This window comes from Pedobacter psychrodurus, assembly GCF_032678585.1.
Classification (GTDB): domain Bacteria; phylum Bacteroidota; class Bacteroidia; order Sphingobacteriales; family Sphingobacteriaceae; genus Pedobacter; species Pedobacter psychrodurus_A.
In genome coordinates, this window is record NZ_JAVTSN010000018.1 from 111,071 (window position 1) to 130,370 (window position 19,300).

The following is a 19,300-nucleotide window of genomic DNA, read 5'->3' on the forward strand; positions in this document are numbered from 1 at the left end:
CATTTTTTGTTCTATCCGTTCGAAGCCTGAAAATACCATTTCAGGACTTATTTAAAATACTTAATTTTAGGTATTACAAAGAATAACTAATGAACTTTAAAAGTCAGGTAATATCCGGTCTGCTTGAGGTGTTTAGGTAGCCTAATTTGCAATTACCCTTACTTGATTCATCGAAGGATTGGATGAATAACTGATTGTTTTGAATTTGGTGTCCAAAAATGCTGGAATATCACTATACCCGCATACCAGGATACTTTCATTATGATAAATTGATATGGTTGGTCCAGGGATCTGATCTAAGCAGGTAAGAATAAGGTGCTTAGGAAAATTGGAGGAAAACTGATTATCCCAGTTCAGCGCGCTGTTCAAAAGACCAATGTTTAGACATCCGATTCTGAAAGCGCCTTGATATTCGTTATATATATTAGTCTCTTCTGTATTATTGATAATCTGGAGTTGATCTGTAAATGTTGGGAATGGACCAGCGCCGTGACGAGTGAGGTACGCTCTGGAAATATAATGGATATTGATTTCTGGTTGAATGGAGCCTTCTCGAAAATTTCGTGTTAGGATATCTATAGCATTCTTTGATGAGGTATTACTTTTTGTAACGTGAGGTGAAGTGCCAAAATTGCTGTCCAACAATATTCCCTGCGCACCTTCAAAAATGTAGGTGTCCCAATCTTTATTATTGAAGATATCAGTTTCATCGACAATATTAATTATCTTTTTATTCTCCAGGACAAGCAATTCATTTATATTACTGGCAAATTCCTGATCTGCTTGGTCATGATCAAAGGCGTTAAACTCAAAGTCTGTTTCATCCGTAATTTTATTACGGTAATATTCCTTTATGGTCGCCAGCCTTTCACCAATTTTTTTGGGATTATGGATATCCCCATACCTGAATGGGATTTTTTGCCCATAATGTCTGTCAATTGTTGCCCCGAATCCCACACCACAGCTCCCGTTTCTATTCGACCCTCTATGTGTTTCCAGTGCCCTGTTGTAAAGTACATCATAATGGGTTGTGATTGGACAATTTTCGTCTATGTACAATCTGGGTATAACATCCAATGAATCATACTCCGCAAGTAGATGGGCGGGAGAGACGGTGCAATAGCTAGACCAATATGTTGGTACAGAAATAAGTGTACCAGATCCAAAGCTAGAGAACACATGTCTTTTGCCGTTTGGTAGGACAACTGTATGTCCTGCCTGATGACCGCCATTGAACCTGATTACGATAGGATTGGATGCGGTTGAACAGAGATGATTTGTTGCAGCACCTTTTCCTTCATCACCATACCCCAGGCCTACAACAATGTGTGCTGATTTGTTTTTGTTTACCACGAAGCGCTATATATAGCTGTTGAAAAATCAGAATGACATTCGCAGTCTGTGCCTAAAAGCATAAAAAGGTCCACCTCAGAAACGTTTTCATGAAAAACGATAATTCTTTTGTTCTTTGCCCTTGCGTAGCCGATTTCAAACAGTGTGCCCGGGTCAGTGCCGTTAAGAATGGCAAATATCACATCAGCTTTTTCAATGGCCTCAATGTCTTTGGGTGCGATTATCAACGGCTCGCCAATACCTGCATCGTGAAGCGGAGAGAAAACATTGTTCCCGAAATCAAGAAGAAGGTTACGGCACTCATTGACCAGCCATTTCTGCCCCAAGTCAAAAAATGGTGCCGCTAGATATATTTTTTTCACAGTTGTCTCGATGTCCAGTGCTGGTCTTTCCAATGGATGGTCAGGTATGGGAAGCTGCCTATTTTCACAGTAGCCGGCTGTACTTTTCGATGCGAAAAGTGCGGCATCCTTTGCTGTCCATTTCTCCATCATCCATTTTAGCGCAAATGTTGCTGAAAATATATCCCCGGAACCAATAGGCAATACCGATGAGGTTCTGAAAACAGGAATCTCCGTCGTATCTCCACCTTCAAAAACCATGGCGCCCTTAGCTCCATTTTTAATGACTACTACCTCTGCATTCTGTGATTGCATGATATGCTTGCCAACAAGGGCAAGAGGGGTATCTTCTGATAGTCCGGATAATTTTATTGCCTCATTTTTATTAAGTATCAGTGCAAGGTGATCCGTTTCCGATCCAGTGTCCCTGAAGTTAATCTGGTTTTGCGGATCATAAACGGCATATGTCGATTTTGTTCTGATATTGGCTTCCTTAAGACCGTAGAAAAGAAGGTTTTCAGTGTGTATGGCCGGTACTTCAACTGGGGCGTTTGTTCCAAAAACAGACGGCAGGCTCAAAGGGTGTAGATAGGAAAAGGTAATGGTTTCATTGATTTCCTGAAATTCACTTTTAATTCCATAAGTTGCACATATTGTTTTCGCTAAAGCCAGATCTTTGGTCGCCAGTAAACTTTGGTAGTTTATTTGGAATCCTCTTCCTGAAATTGAACTGGCCCCCCTTAATCCGGAACCGGACAAGACATAACTCTGTGGATCATGGCACTCTTCAAAGTAGGTGCCTCCTAGGACCATAAGTGCTTTAGTCATTATTTTTTCTTTGAAACATGCACAGTAATGGTGCTTCCACTGATTCCAAGTACCTTGGCGGAATATAGGATGCCTTTCTGTAAACACTCAATTAGTTTAACAGCCTGTGGGCTGGTTAGATAGCCGCATATATCCCCGGCATCATTGATCACTACAACTGTTACACTGCCCCCGGCTGGTTTCAATTGTACCCGGAGGATGTCGTCCTTACTGATCCTTGAAATAGCTGATAAACTAATATTTTGTAGGGTATCACTGAACGAAACTTTCGAACACTCGTCATCTTCATCGAATATTGACTTTGTTGTTCCTTTTGGCACCTCGCTCAATGGTGAGGTATAAGGTTTATGTACTCTTGTGTAGCTTCTGCCGCCGCCGCCGCCCATAATTTTTTGTTTTAAATGGTTAATTTGAAGTTAGTGGGACTGTAAGCCCCTCCCTAAGTTCTGAATCTTCAATTATCAACGGTTGTCCCTTCTTGAGCATTTTAAATATGCTGTTCACCCATTTCCTTCCATCTGCGTTTCTCCATCTGCCAAAGCCGTTTTCAACTTCAGAATCGCGGTAGATTAGTATAGCGCCATCACACTCAAAGCGTTTAACAAATTCTTTTAATACCTCTTCGTCGGTTAGGTGCTCTGCACAGATACGGTTATTCATTTCGTTTGATTTATTTTTAAAGTAAATGCGACAAATGTATAATAATTAAACTTTTTCTGCCAAAAAATGAAATAGGATAAAAGCATTATGGATTGTGCTCGGTTAAGAATAATCCAGTGGATCTATTTATTCTGTTATTGAGGAGTGGGGGCCGATTGGTTGATATTCATGAGATTATAAATTTAGGTGATGGAAATTAATCAATTAATTCTGGTTTGGGAAAAAATAATTGCAAAATACTCATTTATCGTTAAGGGAACTTTTTTGCAAATTCAGGTGAAAGTGCAATTATCGTCGGCTATGTTGCAAATAGAGAGGGGGAATTTTAAGTTTGGTTTTTATCCGAATTTTGAGCCTACTAGTTCTGTCAGTTGATGCATTTTTTTTGTCAATATCCATAAGAGGAGGATGTCGCTCGGACCGCTCACGCGCTTTCCTGCATATGGATTTCAATCATATTTAGGTCATCCGACAGGAGAACAGACAACTCTAATTGCTTAAGTGTATAGGATATCGAATGATGTTAACCTATCTTAGGAAGATAATGGGATACCCATATTTGACTAATGAAGTAGAATAACCAGCGTATTCAATCCAGTTGAGTACATTTAGCTTAAATCCGGGGAGTTTTTGCATGGATTTTATATCTTAGCGCAAACGCTTATTAATGCTATACATTTCATTACCCAAACGATTTGAAAATAAACTGTCTGAAGATCAGCACATCAACGGCCTGGTAAATACAGCTCTTTCTACTTTTGGTCAGATTCTTTCTGATAACAAACTATATTTTTTTGAAGAATATACAGACCACGGTAAAGAACATATCGAAGATGTCATCGCGGCCGCAGATCATCTGATCTCCGAAGATGACTTCAAACTCATCATAAAAGTTGATGATGTTGCCTACTTCATTCTCAGTGTAGTCCTTCATGATATCGGAATGCATATCCGTCCGGAAGGCCTTGTTAAACTTCTCTCTGGAGAATTTGAATCCGTTAGGGTAAAAAAACTTGATGCGCGTTCCTGGTCTCAGGAGTGGGAAGATTTTCTTGGGGAAGCAAGACGGTTCGATCAAAAACAGCTTCTGGCTATTTTTGGTGATCCGGATCACATCGTAAATGTCCCTGATATTTACAATCCGGACTCATTAACTGGTCATGATCGAAAATTGGTAGGTGAATTCATCAGGAGGCAGCATCCGCGCCTGGCCCACGAAATTGCGTTAGCTGGATTTCCGGGCCATGAATTATTACCCTTTTGTCCGGAATTGGGAGAAAGAAACAGGAGCCTTATCGGACTGATCGCCAGGAGCCATGGTACAGACCTCAGGGTTTGTGCTGATTATCTGGAGGATATTTTTACTATCCGCGGAAAAACCCTCCCGTTAGGTGTGCATGCAATTTTCCTTATGGTATTGCTCAGGATAAGTGATTATCTCCAAATTGATAGTTCCCGCACCTCTATTAAACTGCTGAAGCTTCGCCGGCTATCCAGTCCGGTTTCGGAAACAGAACACCAGGCGCATCTCTCGATTGATTACATAGATGACAGGTACCAACAGGATCCGGAAAGGATCTTTGTGACAGCCTCGCCCAAAGATAGCTCGATGTTTTTTAAACTGAAGAAGCTTTTTGCTGGGATACAACATGAGCTTGATCTCTCATTGGCTGTATTAGGAGAGCTTTATGGCAACCTCCCTAATTCTCCGGGCATCAGATTCCGAAGGATCCAGTCAAACCTGGATGATCCATCGTTCATCGATAGGCTGAACTATGTACCGGAGGTACTTTCTTTTAAAGCAAATGATGAGTTGACAAGGCTGCTAATCGCCCCACTATACGGCAACGATCCCACTTATGGCGTTAGGGAGCTTTTACAGAATGCCGTGGATGCGTGTAGGGAACGGAAATTTATCAGTGATGATGATTATGTGCCTGAAGTAAAGATTGATGTCAGCATGGAAGGAACCAATTGTTTTTTTACAATTGAGGACAATGGTATGGGGATGGATGCGGGGATAATCAGTAATTATTTTTTAAAGGCCGGGGCATCGTTCAGGAATAGCGGTGAGTGGAAAAAGCAGTACAGCTCCTTAAACGGAACAACAAATATCCGGCGCAACGGACGTTTTGGGATTGGCGTGCTCGCAGCGTTTTTGTTGGGTGCTGAAATTGAGGTACGGACGCGAAGGTTGGGTAATGACACCGGATTCCGTTTCGATGCCACGATTGATGCCCAGCAGATCGAACTGTTGAAGGATGACACATTGGAGGTTGGCACGGTCATCAGTATTAAAATAGCGAGAGATGTTTTTGCAAAATTTTCTCCAACAGCCAAAGGCAGATCTTACCTAAGGTGGACCGAATGGTATACATTGGTTTTTCCAAAGGTGACCTATAGCTTCGATGGGAAGACAATAGTCAGGGGCAGTTTAAACCCTGATATCGGAGGAGTGATACCGGAAGATTGGAACATGTTGGAGGTGGATGGCTATAATGCATTATTATGGACATATGAGGGACGTGCACATGATGCCAAATTCAGTTGTAATGGCATCGTCATTCCACATGATCCGGCATATACAGGACTAAAAGTCGGATTATTTCAACATTTACCAAAGATTCAGTTGTTTGACAGCGAGGGGAATTTGCCAATTAGTTTGAGCCGTAATAGTTTTACAGGAAAGCTGCCTTTCTCCCAGGAGTTAGAAGAGGACATTTCCCGGGATTTTGTTGCATACTTGCTGACCGTCCCCATTGAATCGACCATTACCGATGATGAACTTATCCTGTCTAGCCAATTGTTCCGGTATCCAGGACTTTCTGTAAAAAATTCAGCGGACACTTTTGGGTTCGGGAGGTTATCCTATGAAAGCGCCAGCGGTCTATTGCTTCCCAAAGCACCGTTGCTTTCCAAAGAAGGATTTATTTTGGATTATCCATATTTTGTAAACAGGCTAAAACGGCGAAAGGCGCTATTCATCAACGGTAAAGTGAGAAAGAATAAGTTTTCTGAAATTGATATTAAAGACTACTTTATTAAATATTCGTCAGGGGACTTTACGACAATACCCGAATACAAATCACTGATCGAACCTAAGGAGCACAGCAATTTTCATGCACCTGCGCTTTTTGTATTTGAATCGGGAACTTACGAATATCTGTTCTCCAAGGATTTTAGAAGGCTGAATTTAAGTGTGCGAAACGCGGGGGAGAAGGTTCCAATAAATGAAAAGTGGGTAGGTGTTAATTTTAGGTTGGGCAGGGAATCAGTACTAAGCAAAGGTTTTCTAGCGAAAGTGCTCGGATCTGTCAAAATGTTGAGGGATTATGACCTCCGTTGTGCGGGCGAAGGTCATCCAGTGCTGAACGCTGTGCTAAAAAAATACTTCGGTGATGATGTGGTTATACCTTTCCTGCTTGAAGATAGAAAGGCCAAATATCCCCTGGCATTTGAAGAACTAAAGCCATATATGGCGAAATACCTGAAACAACTGGATATTTTTGGTTAGTAATTGTTCTCTCCGTTTAGCGGTTTAAAGAGCGAAAGTTTTCGACGATTAGTCGATTTGGCTTTAGTAACTAGACCATGTCTTTTATTTTTCTTTTTGGCGTGCCCCTAAAGGGTCGCGTTTTCCGCTATATCTTTTGTTCCAAAAGGATGCCGCTGCACCCGCTCACGCGCTATTGATAAATGCCATGGCAAAATCTTATTTTTTGCTGGGTGTTATAAAGTGATTTCCCACCACACTTTTACGCCTTAACGGCTACGCCCGAAAGGTGATTTGCTTCTACCCGTAAGGAGATGTAGTAGGTTGCCGCAGGATTGTGTTGCAAGTGGAAGGGATGGTGGAGGTTGTTGGTGTTTTCCCGCCACACTTATTTCCGAATATGAAAACAAGCAATGGGATTTACCAGCTGTATTCGATATCGGTACGAAAGCAGTCATTAAGCCTGGTAGTGACGAGCAACGGCTTTATAAAAACCTTCAATATCTGGGTTTTGAATTTAATGGCAGCAATACCTATATCCGTCCGGGAAGCCTTTCCAGGTATTTCCGGAAAGTCAAGGGTAGGGTATTAAAGACCATGATGATGGCTTATGGCAAAAAATCGGTAAAAGCGGTGATTTCGAAAAAGCAGTTGTATGAAAGATATTCGCATTCCGGGGAAAGGAACTTTATTACCTATGCGATGAATGCAGCTAAAAACAGTTACAAAAATGCTTCGGGGGTTGAAAGATGTGGCCTTGATTCACCATCAATTAAGAGGCAGCTAAGTGCCCATTTTTCATTCCTGCAAAAGGAAATCGACAAAATGAGCAGAGAATTTGCCGGGCAGAAAAAAATGGTCAAAAAGAAATAAGTTATATCGATAGTTTCATCAGGTTTCTGTTGTCTATTATGATCAGGGTTTTACTATAAAAATATTTTCAGCATTTAATCCGTTTTTGATATACAGTTTTGGGGTGTTTTCTTCGGGGATCCCTTCTAACATCAACGAGGCCCTAGCTTGTTCAAAGGATTTTCTAACCGAATTGCCATATCCGATCGATCCGTAAAACTGCGCAGCAAATATCCTGGCCGCATTGTCGCTGATGGATGTTGTCATTACTATGGCTACTTCAATTTGGTCAACTACTTTTTCTGCCTGTCTATGGGAATGGCAGGTATTAAAAAATACCAGCCTGATACTGTCGGTCGAGGCGTGCATGGTCTGGACAATTGCATCAATGGATACGGTTTTGCTTTGGTGTTGGTTGTCCATTAAAACCAGTTCATCTTCCTGGGTTCCGTGCCCGCTAAAATGTACAATCACTGGCTGAAATTCATTTAAACCTTGAAGTATGTCCACTGGGCGCACTGCCCAGCAGGATTCCAGTTTCACAGAATCACGGTGTTTCGATGATAAAATATTTTTCTGTATTTCCCTGATTTCCTCATCCAAGAATAATTGGCCTTGGTCTACAGGGATATAACTTTAGCGATTTTATCTTTTAGTTTTTTTTACCAAAAGTGACGAAGAACCAAGTTTCTCCGACATATACAACATTGCAACTTAAAATTCAAACTTACATGGCGGTTGTTCTACTAATAAAAGAACTAACCTGATTCGTTTGTTATAAATATCGCTTAATTTCTTATAATATTAAGTTTACATAATGGTCTAAATTATCAATATATTTAGAAATTAGCACTAAAACACGATCAATTTATGCGCAATCTAGCCATTTTTTTAACCCGTCTACAGACTTTCAACCTTCGCATCATCACCAAGTCCGAATTGAAAAGCACAATAAAAGAAGATGTGGAAAAACAAGCTTATAGCCTTGCGCACGAAACCCATTATTATGATTCTTTTACTTATAATAGTGAAATGAGAGTATTAAAAGACATGGCTTTAATTGACCTGCTCTCACTTAATGACATCAGTTTAAAAAGAGAATTTGAACAGATCAAAAAATTAAAGGAAAGATTTAAACTAATATGGACAAATTTCCATCAACATTACGGTGAGTTTAGAGCCGAATATCCCAGCAACTTCATATTTTCGATTCAACTCGATTACTTGTTTATCGTTAACAACCTGCAATCAGACTACATGGATATTTATATAGGTGATGAGTTTGTGGAAAGTCTGCATGATACTTTGAAGATCAGGGATAAGTTCTTAAGTGAGCTGATCAGCGAAGTAGATGAAATTCTAAATCCCCGTGAAACTTTCAAGGAATGGATGGACAAACAGAAAAGCCAGCAACAAACTGAAGATGTCACGCTTGAGCAGCCCACAAAAATCCCATATAATCCCGATGCGGGTCGGCCAAAATTCAATCATCAGTATATAGATGACTTTTTGCAATTGATAAGGACTTATTTTTCAGAGGAACACTTCAACCAACTTGCCGCACTGATAAAATCGGATGAACAACCTGCAAGCCAGTTGATCTTCAACGGAAACAGTAATATGCTTGCCGATGCTTTTAAGCAGCTATATGAAGCAAACCTGATTGTTGGATGCAATAAAGCGGAACTTGAGAAATGGATTCTAAAGCACTTCTTATATAGCAATGGAGATAAAGTAAACGAATACTCGGAGGGCTGGCTAAGTGCGATTATATCTTCCGATACCAAGGTTTGCAAATCACCGATTTTAGAGGTAAGGATGAAAGACAAAGTGCCTTTTCTGGTTCCGACAGTCCGAAACAAAAAAAACAGCAAATATTAGTAGGAAACGGTAAGGATGCGGTTTAACGTGTTGTAACCATACAAAACAAGCTGCTAACATTGCGGTATCAAAACAAAAGATACCGCTTATGAAGTACACATTTGAAGAACTACCTCAGGCCATTAGCGTACTGCACGAAAAGGTAGATTGTATTAAAGACCTGTTGCTGGAAAACAGGTCGCAAAATCCCCAGCGTCTCCGAGACGATTTATTGACTATCAGGCAGGCTGCCGAATTTCTCAGCCTATCCGTACCCACACTTTACACCAAAGTGAGTCGGAAGGAAATCCCCGTGAACAAGCGAGGCAAAAGACTTTATTTCTCCACGGTGGAACTATCCGAATGGGTACGATCAGGCAAGAAGAAAACCACGGAAGAAATCTATTCCCCAACGAACGGTATCATGCCACCGACATAGCTATATCTATGCTGCTCAATAGGTATATATCCATATAGCAACATAGAGATATATCCACATAGCAACGGCTTATGTATATCAAAAACTACTGCCATAGCACGTAATACGGGGCAGTTCTAAAGCTTGCAGGGTTTTGTGGGAAGCAGCTATTGGCGGTAGAAAGGCGGTTCAGGCAGTCAGTCCCCTTTTCAGGGGCTGAGCAAGCGGAAGTTGGGCAGTGGCCCTACTTGCTTGCCCTGAGCTATCGCTACAGGGGTTTCAAGTATCCTCCAGGGATACTTGTTGGCCTTACAGGCCGATAAAAACAGTAAACGGTATACTTTGAAGTATACCAAATATTTGAATGTAAAAATATATGTATATGTGCATTGATGCATATATCAAAATGAAAGGAGCTAATTATGAAGATGGACATTATTACAATGGATGATCTGCGGCAGTTTAAGACAGAAATGCTGAATGAAATGAAAAGTATTTTAAATACTAATAGTGGTAATTCAAATAAATCATGGTTGAGGAGTGCCGAGGTAAGGAAAATGCTAAATATTTCACCCGGTACATTACAAAACTTGCGTATCAATGGCAATTTGCCTTTTCGCAAGGTTGGGGGAACAATGTTTTACAGCCGGGAAAAAATTGACAAGATGATGGAGGGAAAATGAAATGAAGAAAGATGAAAATTTGTACCACAAAGGATTGCGAAGATACTTTGCGCATGCGTCACAACAGCCACATTTTTTCCCAACGCATTTAAGCATATTAATTGCATTGGTTCAATGTTGTAATTATCAGGATGTAACGCTTCCATTTAATGTAAGCAGAAAAATGCTAATGCGATTTTCAAGAATAAAGTCTGTTTCTACATACCACAAAAATATCAGGGAATTGAAGGAAAGCGGCTTTATTAAATATAAACCCTCATGGCATCCAAATCTGGGAAGTGAAGTGATGCTTAACATTGGATTGGAGAAAAACTTTTAAGGATATGGTAATGGAAGATATCAATATCAAGTCTGTGCGATACCCAAAAGCAACAGACGAAAAACTGGAGAAAATTTCGGTGAAACTGGGTAGACCGAAAAAACTGGTCGTTATACAGATGGTAAATTATTTTTATGGCACAAAAAAAGACCCGATCGATTTCAACGACGAGCTACTTAAGAAAGAGCTGGTTAACGGAGTGAACAGGATAATAGCATTTTTTAAAAAGCAAGAAAAGGATTTTCTGTTACCCATGTTTACCGACTGTAACGGACTCACTATCATAGCAAAAGAGCATACAGAATATTTCAAAATAATCTGGCAGCATCTACAGAGAGAGGAAAAGAAAAGTGAAGGAATTTCTAACCGAATGGTACAGCTGGAAAAAGAAATTGCCAAAACCCACCAATATTACAATGAAAAAATTAAACTGAAGTCCAGTTTTAGAGAGATACTCAATTATTATATCAATCAGAGGGAATCTTTGGGGTGGCCAGTATCAGCTGCCAAAAAAGAGGAACTGCAGAGCCATGTCAGAAAATCCCTTGAAAGTATTTAGCCTATGTACATTAACATTACGGCATCGGAAACAGGAAATAACAAAGGCAGTAGCGGAGCTTTGGTCAATTATTTGGAAAAGGAGAATGACCTGAAGAATGGGAAAAATTCAGTGCCAGATTACGAAAACTGGTTCAATGGTGTAAGAAATGATATCAGAAGGCAGGAAGTCCGGGTTAGGATTGACAATAATGTAGCAAAGCTTAGCCGTGATGACAGTAAGTTTTTTCTAATTAATATCAGCCCGAGCCAAAAGGAGCTGGAACATCTTTTTAAACAATATGGCGAGAGTGGCGCAAAGGAGAAACTAAAAGAATATGCTGTAAATGTTATGGACGAATACGCCAAGAATTTTAAAAGACCAGGTATCCATAACAATACCGATCTTTTATGGTTTGGCAAGGTTGAAAATTACCGTTACTACAAGCACACAGATAAAGAAGTGAAAAATGGAATAAAGCAAAAGGGCGATCGAAAAGAAGGACGACAAATGCACGTTCAAGTGATTGTGAGTCGTAAAGATTTAAGTAATAAAGTTAAGCTTAGTCCTCAAAATACCTCAAAAGGTAAGAATGAAAAACATTCTGCAAAACTAGGGCAATTCGACCGCAGTGCATTTAAACAATCTGGTGAGGAGGTATTTGATAATGTATTCAAATTTGAAAGAGGACTCAAGGATAAATTTATATATGCAAATGTTATGGAGAACGGAACTCCTGAACAGAAAAGCCAGATGCAGATGATCTCCGAACTCTCGACTGACATTTCAAGAGATATAATTATAGATAGTTTGATGAAAGGAATTTCAGATGGAGTTTTTGCCAATGTTAGCGATATGATGACTTTTGCAAAAGATGCTGGCATTGGGCTATTGGAAATCTTGATGGAACCTACTTACGAGCCCCAACATACAGATTCTGTTGAAGAAGCTGAGAAACGGAGGCGTAAAAAGTTGCAGCAGTCACATGGACTTAGCAGGTAGGTGTCAGCTTTTCTACAGGAAAGAGATTAATATTTACTAGATTTGGTCAACCAACCGTGATATGATTAAAGAGAAGAGGATAGCCATTTTATCGTTGATCAAAATGAACCAAAACCAAATAAGAATCGAGTTAATATATGTTTCAAATTTTTCAGCGGGGGATTATCTATGAATAGTTATCATCAAGATAGCGGATTGTTTTTTCAACAGGTTTCAAAGGGTATTGAAGAAAAATTGGATAAGTCTGAATTGGTTCAAATTGCCTTTAATTTAGCATTAGGATGTGAGCGGCTACTAAAAGGTATTTTATATGATATAAATCCACTGTATGTTTTAACTGAACCAAGTTTTAAAAACTCAATGCAAATAGGTTATGCTGACAGACTCTTACCTGAATCTAAAGGAAGCGGGGAATTACTAAAAACACCAATTCAAGATGTTATCACCTATAAAAATAGCTTATTAAGGGCACAACTTGTTTCTAAGACTGTCGCAAACCATAAAAATATTTTGTTTGCAATTTCGGAGGCGAGAGATATTATCGCTCACTGCAACTTAAAGGAATTGGATGTCGAAAAAATTAATGATATTATTCAAAGAGATTTTTTTACGATGCTTGACTTTTTCGCTCAGGAATTAGCTATTAAGCCTCATCATTATTTTGGAGGACATCATGATAAATTATTTAAAATTTCCATTTCCAAGCAGACCGATTTAAGCAAGAGAATAGAATTAATACTTGAACGGCATATCAAAAAATGGGAACAGCATAAAGTTTTGGATGGATATGTAAAGAAGCAACAGTTACAGACAAAATCAATATTGAATTCCAGCGATCGAGCAACCTGTAAGTGCCCTGTTTGTAAACAGGATGCTATTATATATCTTGAGCCAATTATTGAAAATAAATCATATGTAAATCTTAATGGGATCATAGGATACGAAATTGTAAAAATTCGCTGTCTGTTTTGTAAACTAAATGAAGATGACCCTAGAATAATGGATAACTGGAAACTTAATCTTTCAAGGCTAACTAAACCATGTACGAATTGTAAAACATATTTTCATTTTGATGGACATGCCTTTTGTGAAGATTGTCGTCCAGATGACCGAGGTCAAATTGGGTTATTTTAAAAAATATGGATATAAAAGAAGTTGGTTATTTTTACGACGAAACCAAGAAAAGTCGCTTGCGTTTTTTTTCCGAGGAATACTTTACAGATGCAGCTCAATTAATAATAAGAATTTCTGAATTGGCAAATGAACTTCACGGTATGTTTCAGATTCAGAAAAATGGAGAGATTTCCAGTCAGGCAAGCAAGCAACTTATTGCTTGGATTAAACACAAAACTCTTCAATTGGCTGAGTTTTATCAACATGGTAGTTCAGTTACTGTTATTGTAGATACTAATCCCTTACTTTCTCTACGTGCAAAAGATGGCTATTCCCATCAAGATGTCGAAGTTAACTTTTTGAAAATGCTATGCGGCGAGAATTTTAGGTTCGAAATAACACCTTTTAAAGGCGATTCGCATATTTTTGATCCCTTAGCATCAGATTTAACTGCTAATTTTAATTCAAGGTTCCATTTCACTTTCTCTTATGTTTTTACAGATGTGATCACAATAGCGACTACTCGAAAGACAAAGGATAAGGTTGCAATAATTGCCTCAATTGGAAAAGGAAAATTGATGATTCTCCCTGATATTTATCTAAAGAATCCTGACCTTGACAGTCAAACAAAAAGAAAGTTATTTCTTACAACGATCAAACAAACCTTTTCAGCTTTTGAAGATGATTTTGCTGCAATGGCAATAGATCTTCCTAGCTGGACAAATGAAGTTATATTAACCAAGCAGAATGACATAACAGATCTTTCACTAAGAGTTCAAGAAAAAATCCAGGTACAAGAGGCAGAATTGCTTAAATTATCGGCAGAACTTGACAAATACCAAGCCATGCGTTCTATAATCGCAACCAAAGGGAAATACCTTGAGTTTGGAATTAAGACCTGTTTGATGCACCTTGGGATAGAATTTATAGTGCCGGAGGGAAATAGTACAGATCTAGTTTTAAAGTACGAGGACGTTTATTTCGCTGTTGAGATTAAAGGTACAAATGGTTCAGCATCTAAAGCTCATGTCCGTCAATTAGAGGATTGGGTAAATGTCTGTTCCAAATCATATGATTGCGATGATGTGAAAGGCATACTAATTATCAATTGCTTTCATGATGTTGCCATCAACGCAAGAACAGAAACCCATTTTCCAGATAATGTAGTCGAATATTCTAAACCTAGAAACCATTGTCTTGTAACTACAGCCAAGGTTTTGGCATTAGTGGAAGAATCGATACTAATGGGATTCTAAATTTATTGTTCAATACACAAGGCATTCTGTAGCACCGATAGAGGATTTCTTATCAATTCACTTTTATATTTTTATCAGTCAAGTTGGTGACATTAGTTGCTAATTGTGATAAATCGCTTGGAAAACACACTATATTTCAAACAGATTTAAAAATTTATAATAATCAAATTGAATGCCTTTTTTTCAACCTATAAAAATCCTTGAGTCAGATTTTAGAAGAACAGGTGCAAATATTGAGATAATTTTTAGTTGTTTTTGAACGATGAGACTTAGTCGTCTCTACGCAATTTGTGCTACATTAATTTAAACAAAACATTAAATTTACATTTATTGAAAGGTGATGATTGCGAGTGTATAAGCTATCGAAATTTTGAATGGTATATTATATTTTATCAAGCTAAAATCAATTAAACTATCGGATTACCAAATCCCAAGTCGTCCATTATACACGACATTCAATTTACAATCTGCCGTCTCCAACCAAGAACAAACATAATTACTTATAATAAGTCAAAATTCTTCAAAAAGATAATTAAGCTGATATAGTGAATTAAAATTTGATAACTAAATTATTTGGAGTATTAGATAACTATATAAATATTGTTTGCGATTCAAATGAATTTAGAAATTAGACGATCATCGTAGAAAAATAGATAAAGCGGTGGATTTTCGCTACCGGATCTTAAGAAGCTCATTTTTTTCTTTTTCACTTGCTAACAAACGCTCATATAATTCAACAATCTTTTCGATAGGATTAAAATTATTTTGAATCGAATTGTCATGAAAATTGTTAATATTATTAAAAATTGTCTCTTCAGTGAAATGCTTGATCCCTTCAGCGGTTACCCCTAGTACTTTTGCCACTTTCTCTAGTGTAGATTCTTCAATTTCCTCACTCTGTTCAAGTTTACTAATTGCCTGTTGGCTTATGCCAAGTTCAGTAGCAAGCGCTTCCTGTTTCATTCCACGAAGTTCACGGATACGGCTTATTTTTCTACCAAGATGCATCCTGTTTGTTTTTTCTGAGGTTTCCATGGCCAAATATATTTAAAAATTTCCGACAGTTAAAAACAACCTTCTGGTTGTTTTTAACAACAATTATTGGTTCGGTACGTGCTTTTTCTAATCGAAATTGGTTCTCGTAATAATCATGAAGATATGAAAAAAAAATCATTAAAGCCAGTGGAGGGCCGGCAAGAGCCATTCTCCAATTTTGTTAAAGAACTTGCCGAGCGGTTCACACCCTTGCATATTCTTAAATTCGGTGAAATAAGTTCCATAACGAATTCTTGTACTTCGTTTTCACCACAACAGACAAGCAGCAATTTTCACTATTACTTATTAATGGTAATTGAAGGCACCACAAGAATCGAGCATGGCGTTCAGGATTATGTAAATACGCATTTTAACCATGGCAAGATCACGATCCTTGTTCATAGCCAAGAGAGCGTGACTACAGCTATTGCAAGTAACAACAGATTTTTTATAACAGTGTTTAATACCGGCATTCAGCTATACAGTCATGATGGTACGCTGAATCTGTTTCCTGAATATGCTCTTGATAAAAAGATATCTCTTGAAAAAGCCCGTAAGCATCTATACCATAGGATTCCAATGGCGCAGGGATTTTTGGACGGCGCGGGGGAATGCTACAGTAATGAAAAGTTTAATGTATGTGTATTTATGCTTCACCAAGTTGTTGAGCAGTCATGCATAGCTATGATCAGGGTTTTTATGGCTTACAGGTCGGACATTCATCATCTGGGCAGGCTACTGGATATTTGTACATGTTTCTCGGAGCAGCCGAGAGCGCTTTTGCTTGGAACGCCAGAAAACAGAAGGCTTTTTGAGAAGCTCATGAATAGTTACAGCCACGCCAGGTATAAGGACAATTTTAATGTAGAGATGGGCGATGCGGATAAATTATATAGCCTAGTTCATAATTTTTTAATTCTCGCCAAAGATCTTTGTGATAAAAAGATCGATCTTCTAATTGCCGATTGTGAAGAGGCGGAAGCAGAGAAAGGAGGAACTGATAATGGCTGATGAAATCATGCTTGCCGGAAAACCTAAATCCCAGTTCTATAAACTTCCGTTTGATAAGAACACCCGCATATTGAGATTAAATGTTTTGGAGTCGCACACAGAACTTCGAGCTGGAAACCGACCATACTACATGGTTGAAAGAAAGGCGCTCTCATTTAAGAAGGGCGTCTTGACAATGAGGGTTAAGCTCGAAAATGAGCCGCCGGTAAAAGTTTACCTAAAGGTCGAATATGATCATTTATTGGTAAGCTGCAATATTGATACGGATGAAAATTATTTAGGGAGATATGCCTACCGTACATTGAGGGCAATGTTATGGAATGAATTTCATGACTTTCAGCAATATTATTGGCCGGAATGTTTTAATGAAGCAACAGGAAGATCCAGATATCTTGAAGTAATCTGTGATAGGTATGAAGTAGACATCAGGCTCAAAAAGGAATTTAAAGGTTTTTTCAGACCCGATGATTATTTCCTGCACATATCCGAACGGAAGGTATTGGAGAGAAAGTATGTAAATGATGGATTAGCTACTTTAAACCAGGAGTACCGTATTGGCTATTGCCTTGCAAATACTGATCCTGTCAGGTTCCATTCCAATCATTATCCATTGCTGATACCTTATAGCTTTTCCCTAAATGCGGATAATAAGACTGTAAAATCTTTCACGGGTTTTCTTTTCGAAGACGACGATAGTTTTGAACAATCTGAACTGTCCGAAAATCAAACTGAGCTGAACAGCATCTGCTACGAAATGAAGAAAATTGCAGGGATTCAGGTCAGTGAATATGGAGACAGTGATGAACGTTCTAACGAAATAGACGACCTCAATTTTGAGAATAAGGGGAAGATTTTCGAACTATTCAATAAAGCACTCCCAATGCTATCAAGGGAGCCGTTTACACACTACCTGTTTACCTATGGGATGAGAAATATTCAGAAGAGACCTATGAAAAAGGATATGCAGGTTGCCAGATTCTCAGGTGATGTACCGACTCTAAATTTTTTACTTAGTGATAAGGGTGATTATTACGAGCTTAAATTGAGGTTCAAGGTGAAAGCAAAGGTCTTGCATTTTTGCGAAGACAGGATTGCTATGTTTTTCATCTGTTCGTCTTCAAACCCCACTATCTGGTATTTATTAGAATGTGAAACGGATTCGAGGGTTGTTCTGTTTTTTAGCCGTAAGAACTTTAAGATTCAAGTTCCTAAGGGTTATTATAAGGAGCATTTTGAACCCTATGTAAATGAAATCAAAAGACATTATGAGCTTGAAATGAAATAGAAACAGCGATATGGAAGAGATTAAAAAACTACTCGATTTTCAACCTTCAGGGCTTACTGACGACGAAATTGAAAATGCGGATTCTGAGATGGAATATTTTTTCGTGAATTTTCCGTTGCATGAGGCGAGGGCAAATTTATGGGAAATGTATAAAGGTTGGGTACATTTGGAAGTTGAATCTCCGGAAGGAGAGGAAATGACTAATATGCTTTTCTTCTGTAACCAGATGATCAGCTTCCTGAACTTTTCTTTTATAGTAACAAAGCAGAAACCAAATAGATGAGTAGATACCAGAAAGCAAGATCATCAGAGAGTCGCTTTCTGTTATCATTAAATTCTTTTTAATTCACTATTTTGAGAGCCGGCCATCCCGCATTTTCGGCCTGTGAAAACCCAATCACTACCCAAGGCTTTTCACCATGGTATATACGGAAATGCGATTCCGCATCTAGGTACTACAGTTCATCCGGTTTGAACCCGATCCTATTTCGTTTGAGAATTGGCTTTTCCTTAAGTGCTAATAGCTCATCAAGGTATTGAAAAACAATTTCCATGTTCTTATCTTGGTTTTCCAGCTTGTTTTTTATCTTTTCTATCTCCAGACGAATTTGGGTATTATCAGCTACCATATTCCTAAGTCGTGCGAATATTCGGATTACCTGAATATTAACGTTGATAGCCCGCTCACTGTTGAGTATGCTTGATAGCATAGCTACGCCCTGTTCGGTGAATACGAAAGGGGTTGCCGGACTGAATTTTGCCGACTTGGGGAGGTTATCACAAATTGTGATAACCTCCTGCCATTCCTCTTTTGTCAACTGGAACATGAAATCGTCTGGAAAACGCTGAATGTTGCGTTTGACTGCCTGTTTGAGTGCACGAGTCTCAACTTCGTAGAGTACAGCAAGGTCAAGATCCAGCATTACTTTTTGATCCCGGATATGATATATTTTTTCTAATACAACTTGTTCCTGGATCAGAATATTTGATATGGTCTTATTCATAATTTTTCGAATTTGCCAGCACCAAAACGTGCTGGCGTAATAAGCCTATTATTTTATAGAGTATCGGTTTTGCAGGATCGCCATATCTGCACTTACTTTTATATCAAGAACCTTTGCATAAATCTGGGTAGTCCTGATATTGGTATGTCCCAACATTTTTGATACGCTTTCCATGGGAACGCCGTTTAACAGGGTTATCGTTGTTGCGAAGGTATGCCTGGCATTATCCAAACGTTTGGATAATGCCAG

At 38.7% G+C, this 19,300-nt stretch carries 21 protein-coding genes; 13 read left to right on the forward strand and 8 right to left on the reverse strand.

Annotated elements, in window-relative coordinates:
* Positions 1 to 141 precede the first annotated feature (141 nt).
* Genes R2S57_RS13790 through R2S57_RS13805 form a run of 4 tightly spaced genes read right to left on the reverse strand, consistent with a single transcriptional unit; the run spans position 142 to position 3,182 of the window.
* On the reverse strand, positions 142 to 1,353 hold the full coding sequence (locus R2S57_RS13790; protein ID WP_316845533.1) for an adenylosuccinate synthetase: 1,212 nt from the start codon (positions 1,351 to 1,353) through the stop codon (positions 142 to 144).
* Positions 1,347 to 2,522, reverse strand: coding sequence for a PfkB family carbohydrate kinase (locus R2S57_RS13795; RefSeq protein WP_316845534.1), 1,176 nt, complete (start codon positions 2,520 to 2,522; stop codon positions 1,347 to 1,349). Before R2S57_RS13795 ends, R2S57_RS13790 begins: the two co-directional genes overlap by 7 nt.
* Positions 2,522 to 2,908, reverse strand: coding sequence for a hypothetical protein (locus tag R2S57_RS13800; RefSeq protein ID WP_316845535.1), 387 nt, complete (start codon positions 2,906 to 2,908; stop codon positions 2,522 to 2,524). The genes R2S57_RS13795 and R2S57_RS13800 overlap by 1 nt, the downstream gene beginning before the upstream one ends.
* A gap of 19 nt (positions 2,909 to 2,927) precedes the next feature.
* Positions 2,928 to 3,182 carry a hypothetical protein gene (locus tag R2S57_RS13805; protein ID WP_316845536.1) on the reverse strand — a complete coding sequence of 85 codons (255 nt, stop codon included), beginning with the start codon at positions 3,180 to 3,182 and terminating at the stop codon, positions 2,928 to 2,930.
* A gap of 189 nt (positions 3,183 to 3,371) precedes the next feature.
* Here R2S57_RS13805 and R2S57_RS13810 point away from each other — a divergent pair, with 189 nt between their 5' ends.
* From R2S57_RS13810 to R2S57_RS13820, 3 genes are all read left to right on the forward strand, one after another.
* Positions 3,372 to 3,557, forward strand: coding sequence for a hypothetical protein (locus R2S57_RS13810; protein WP_316845537.1), 186 nt, complete (start codon positions 3,372 to 3,374; stop codon positions 3,555 to 3,557).
* Positions 3,558 to 3,849: 292 nt separating this feature from the next.
* Complete coding sequence (locus tag R2S57_RS13815; RefSeq protein WP_316845538.1) at positions 3,850 to 6,696, forward strand: ATP-binding protein; 2,847 nt, start codon at positions 3,850 to 3,852, stop codon at positions 6,694 to 6,696.
* Positions 6,697 to 6,999: 303 nt separating this feature from the next.
* Positions 7,000 to 7,548 (forward strand): hypothetical protein, encoded by a 549-nt coding sequence (locus tag R2S57_RS13820; protein WP_316845539.1) that lies wholly within the window; start codon positions 7,000 to 7,002, stop codon positions 7,546 to 7,548.
* Between the two features lie 42 nt (positions 7,549 to 7,590).
* Here the strand turns inward: R2S57_RS13820 and R2S57_RS13825 are convergent, their stop codons facing one another.
* Positions 7,591 to 8,070 carry a CHAT domain-containing protein gene (locus R2S57_RS13825; RefSeq protein ID WP_410479074.1) on the reverse strand — a complete coding sequence of 160 codons (480 nt, stop codon included), beginning with the start codon at positions 8,068 to 8,070 and terminating at the stop codon, positions 7,591 to 7,593.
* Positions 8,071 to 8,397: 327 nt separating this feature from the next.
* Between R2S57_RS13825 and R2S57_RS13830 the strand changes: the two genes are divergently transcribed.
* The 7 genes from R2S57_RS13830 (at position 8,398) to R2S57_RS13860 (ending at position 14,716) form a co-directional block, all read left to right on the forward strand.
* Positions 8,398 to 9,408 (forward strand): hypothetical protein, encoded by a 1,011-nt coding sequence (locus R2S57_RS13830; protein WP_316845541.1) that lies wholly within the window; start codon positions 8,398 to 8,400, stop codon positions 9,406 to 9,408.
* A gap of 88 nt (positions 9,409 to 9,496) precedes the next feature.
* Complete coding sequence (locus R2S57_RS13835) at positions 9,497 to 9,826, forward strand: helix-turn-helix domain-containing protein (RefSeq protein ID WP_316845542.1); 330 nt, start codon at positions 9,497 to 9,499, stop codon at positions 9,824 to 9,826.
* A 401-nt stretch (positions 9,827 to 10,227) separates the two neighbouring features.
* Positions 10,228 to 10,488 (forward strand): helix-turn-helix domain-containing protein, encoded by a 261-nt coding sequence (locus tag R2S57_RS13840; RefSeq protein WP_316845543.1) that lies wholly within the window; start codon positions 10,228 to 10,230, stop codon positions 10,486 to 10,488.
* A 296-nt stretch (positions 10,489 to 10,784) separates the two neighbouring features.
* Positions 10,785 to 11,366, forward strand: a complete 582-nt coding sequence (locus R2S57_RS13845; protein ID WP_316845544.1) for a BfmA/BtgA family mobilization protein — start codon at positions 10,785 to 10,787, stop codon at positions 11,364 to 11,366.
* A gap of 3 nt (positions 11,367 to 11,369) precedes the next feature.
* A complete protein-coding gene (locus R2S57_RS13850; protein ID WP_316845545.1) occupies positions 11,370 to 12,347 on the forward strand; it encodes a DUF5712 family protein in 978 nt (325 codons plus the stop codon).
* A 168-nt stretch (positions 12,348 to 12,515) separates the two neighbouring features.
* Entirely contained in the window at positions 12,516 to 13,481 is a 966-nt protein-coding gene (locus R2S57_RS13855; protein WP_316845546.1) for a hypothetical protein, read from the forward strand.
* A gap of 5 nt (positions 13,482 to 13,486) precedes the next feature.
* The gene (locus R2S57_RS13860; RefSeq protein WP_316845547.1) at positions 13,487 to 14,716 is read left to right on the forward strand and encodes a hypothetical protein; all 1,230 of its coding nucleotides are present in this window, start codon (positions 13,487 to 13,489) and stop codon (positions 14,714 to 14,716) included.
* Between the two features lie 672 nt (positions 14,717 to 15,388).
* Here the strand turns inward: R2S57_RS13860 and R2S57_RS13865 are convergent.
* Positions 15,389 to 15,751: a helix-turn-helix transcriptional regulator gene (locus R2S57_RS13865; protein ID WP_316845548.1), complete on the reverse strand. Its 363-nt coding sequence runs from the start codon at positions 15,749 to 15,751 to the stop codon at positions 15,389 to 15,391.
* A 123-nt stretch (positions 15,752 to 15,874) separates the two neighbouring features.
* On the opposite strand from R2S57_RS13865, the gene R2S57_RS13870 reads away from it, so the two are divergent.
* The 3 genes from R2S57_RS13870 to R2S57_RS13880 are packed head-to-tail and all read left to right on the forward strand — an operon-like array spanning position 15,875 to position 18,330.
* Positions 15,875 to 16,762, forward strand: a complete 888-nt coding sequence (locus R2S57_RS13870) for a HEPN domain-containing protein (RefSeq protein WP_316845549.1) — start codon at positions 15,875 to 15,877, stop codon at positions 16,760 to 16,762.
* Positions 16,719 to 18,047, forward strand: coding sequence for a hypothetical protein (locus R2S57_RS13875; protein WP_316845550.1), 1,329 nt, complete (start codon positions 16,719 to 16,721; stop codon positions 18,045 to 18,047). The genes R2S57_RS13870 and R2S57_RS13875 overlap by 44 nt, the downstream gene beginning before the upstream one ends.
* 10 nt (positions 18,048 to 18,057) lie before the next feature.
* Positions 18,058 to 18,330, forward strand: a complete 273-nt coding sequence (locus R2S57_RS13880; RefSeq protein WP_316845551.1) for a hypothetical protein — start codon at positions 18,058 to 18,060, stop codon at positions 18,328 to 18,330.
* A gap of 172 nt (positions 18,331 to 18,502) precedes the next feature.
* Here the strand turns inward: R2S57_RS13880 and R2S57_RS13885 are convergent, their stop codons facing one another.
* Both R2S57_RS13885 and R2S57_RS13890 read right to left on the reverse strand, forming a co-directional pair.
* Positions 18,503 to 19,051, reverse strand: a complete 549-nt coding sequence (locus tag R2S57_RS13885; RefSeq protein WP_316845552.1) for an ORF6N domain-containing protein — start codon at positions 19,049 to 19,051, stop codon at positions 18,503 to 18,505.
* Between the two features lie 48 nt (positions 19,052 to 19,099).
* The coding region (locus R2S57_RS13890; protein WP_316845553.1) for a tyrosine-type recombinase/integrase at positions 19,100 to 19,300 on the reverse strand (201 nt) is incomplete at its 5' end.

Excerpts from the sequence above, each read along its gene's own strand:
- R2S57_RS13865 (WP_316845548.1), bottom strand. The coding sequence starts at position 15,751 with ATGGAAACCTCAGAAAAAACAAACAGGATGCATCTTGGTAGAAAAATA.
- R2S57_RS13815 (WP_316845538.1), top strand. The coding sequence starts at position 3,850 with ATGCTATACATTTCATTACCCAAACGATTTGAAAATAAACTGTCTGAA.
- R2S57_RS13870 (WP_316845549.1), top strand. The coding sequence starts at position 15,875 with ATGAAAAAAAAATCATTAAAGCCAGTGGAGGGCCGGCAAGAGCCATTC.
- R2S57_RS13840 (WP_316845543.1), top strand. The coding sequence starts at position 10,228 with ATGAAGATGGACATTATTACAATGGATGATCTGCGGCAGTTTAAGACA.
- R2S57_RS13830 (WP_316845541.1), top strand. The coding sequence starts at position 8,398 with ATGCGCAATCTAGCCATTTTTTTAACCCGTCTACAGACTTTCAACCTT.
- R2S57_RS13880 (WP_316845551.1), top strand. The coding sequence starts at position 18,058 with ATGGAAGAGATTAAAAAACTACTCGATTTTCAACCTTCAGGGCTTACT.
- R2S57_RS13860 (WP_316845547.1), top strand. The coding sequence starts at position 13,487 with ATGGATATAAAAGAAGTTGGTTATTTTTACGACGAAACCAAGAAAAGT.
- R2S57_RS13800 (WP_316845535.1), bottom strand. The coding sequence starts at position 2,908 with ATGGGCGGCGGCGGCGGCAGAAGCTACACAAGAGTACATAAACCTTAT.
- R2S57_RS13855 (WP_316845546.1), top strand. The coding sequence starts at position 12,516 with ATGAATAGTTATCATCAAGATAGCGGATTGTTTTTTCAACAGGTTTCA.
- R2S57_RS13835 (WP_316845542.1), top strand. The coding sequence starts at position 9,497 with ATGAAGTACACATTTGAAGAACTACCTCAGGCCATTAGCGTACTGCAC.
- R2S57_RS13795 (WP_316845534.1), bottom strand. The coding sequence starts at position 2,522 with ATGACTAAAGCACTTATGGTCCTAGGAGGCACCTACTTTGAAGAGTGC.
- R2S57_RS13885 (WP_316845552.1), bottom strand. The coding sequence starts at position 19,051 with ATGAATAAGACCATATCAAATATTCTGATCCAGGAACAAGTTGTATTA.
- R2S57_RS13810 (WP_316845537.1), top strand. The coding sequence starts at position 3,372 with ATGGAAATTAATCAATTAATTCTGGTTTGGGAAAAAATAATTGCAAAA.
- R2S57_RS13805 (WP_316845536.1), bottom strand. The coding sequence starts at position 3,182 with ATGAATAACCGTATCTGTGCAGAGCACCTAACCGACGAAGAGGTATTA.
- R2S57_RS13850 (WP_316845545.1), top strand. The coding sequence starts at position 11,370 with ATGTACATTAACATTACGGCATCGGAAACAGGAAATAACAAAGGCAGT.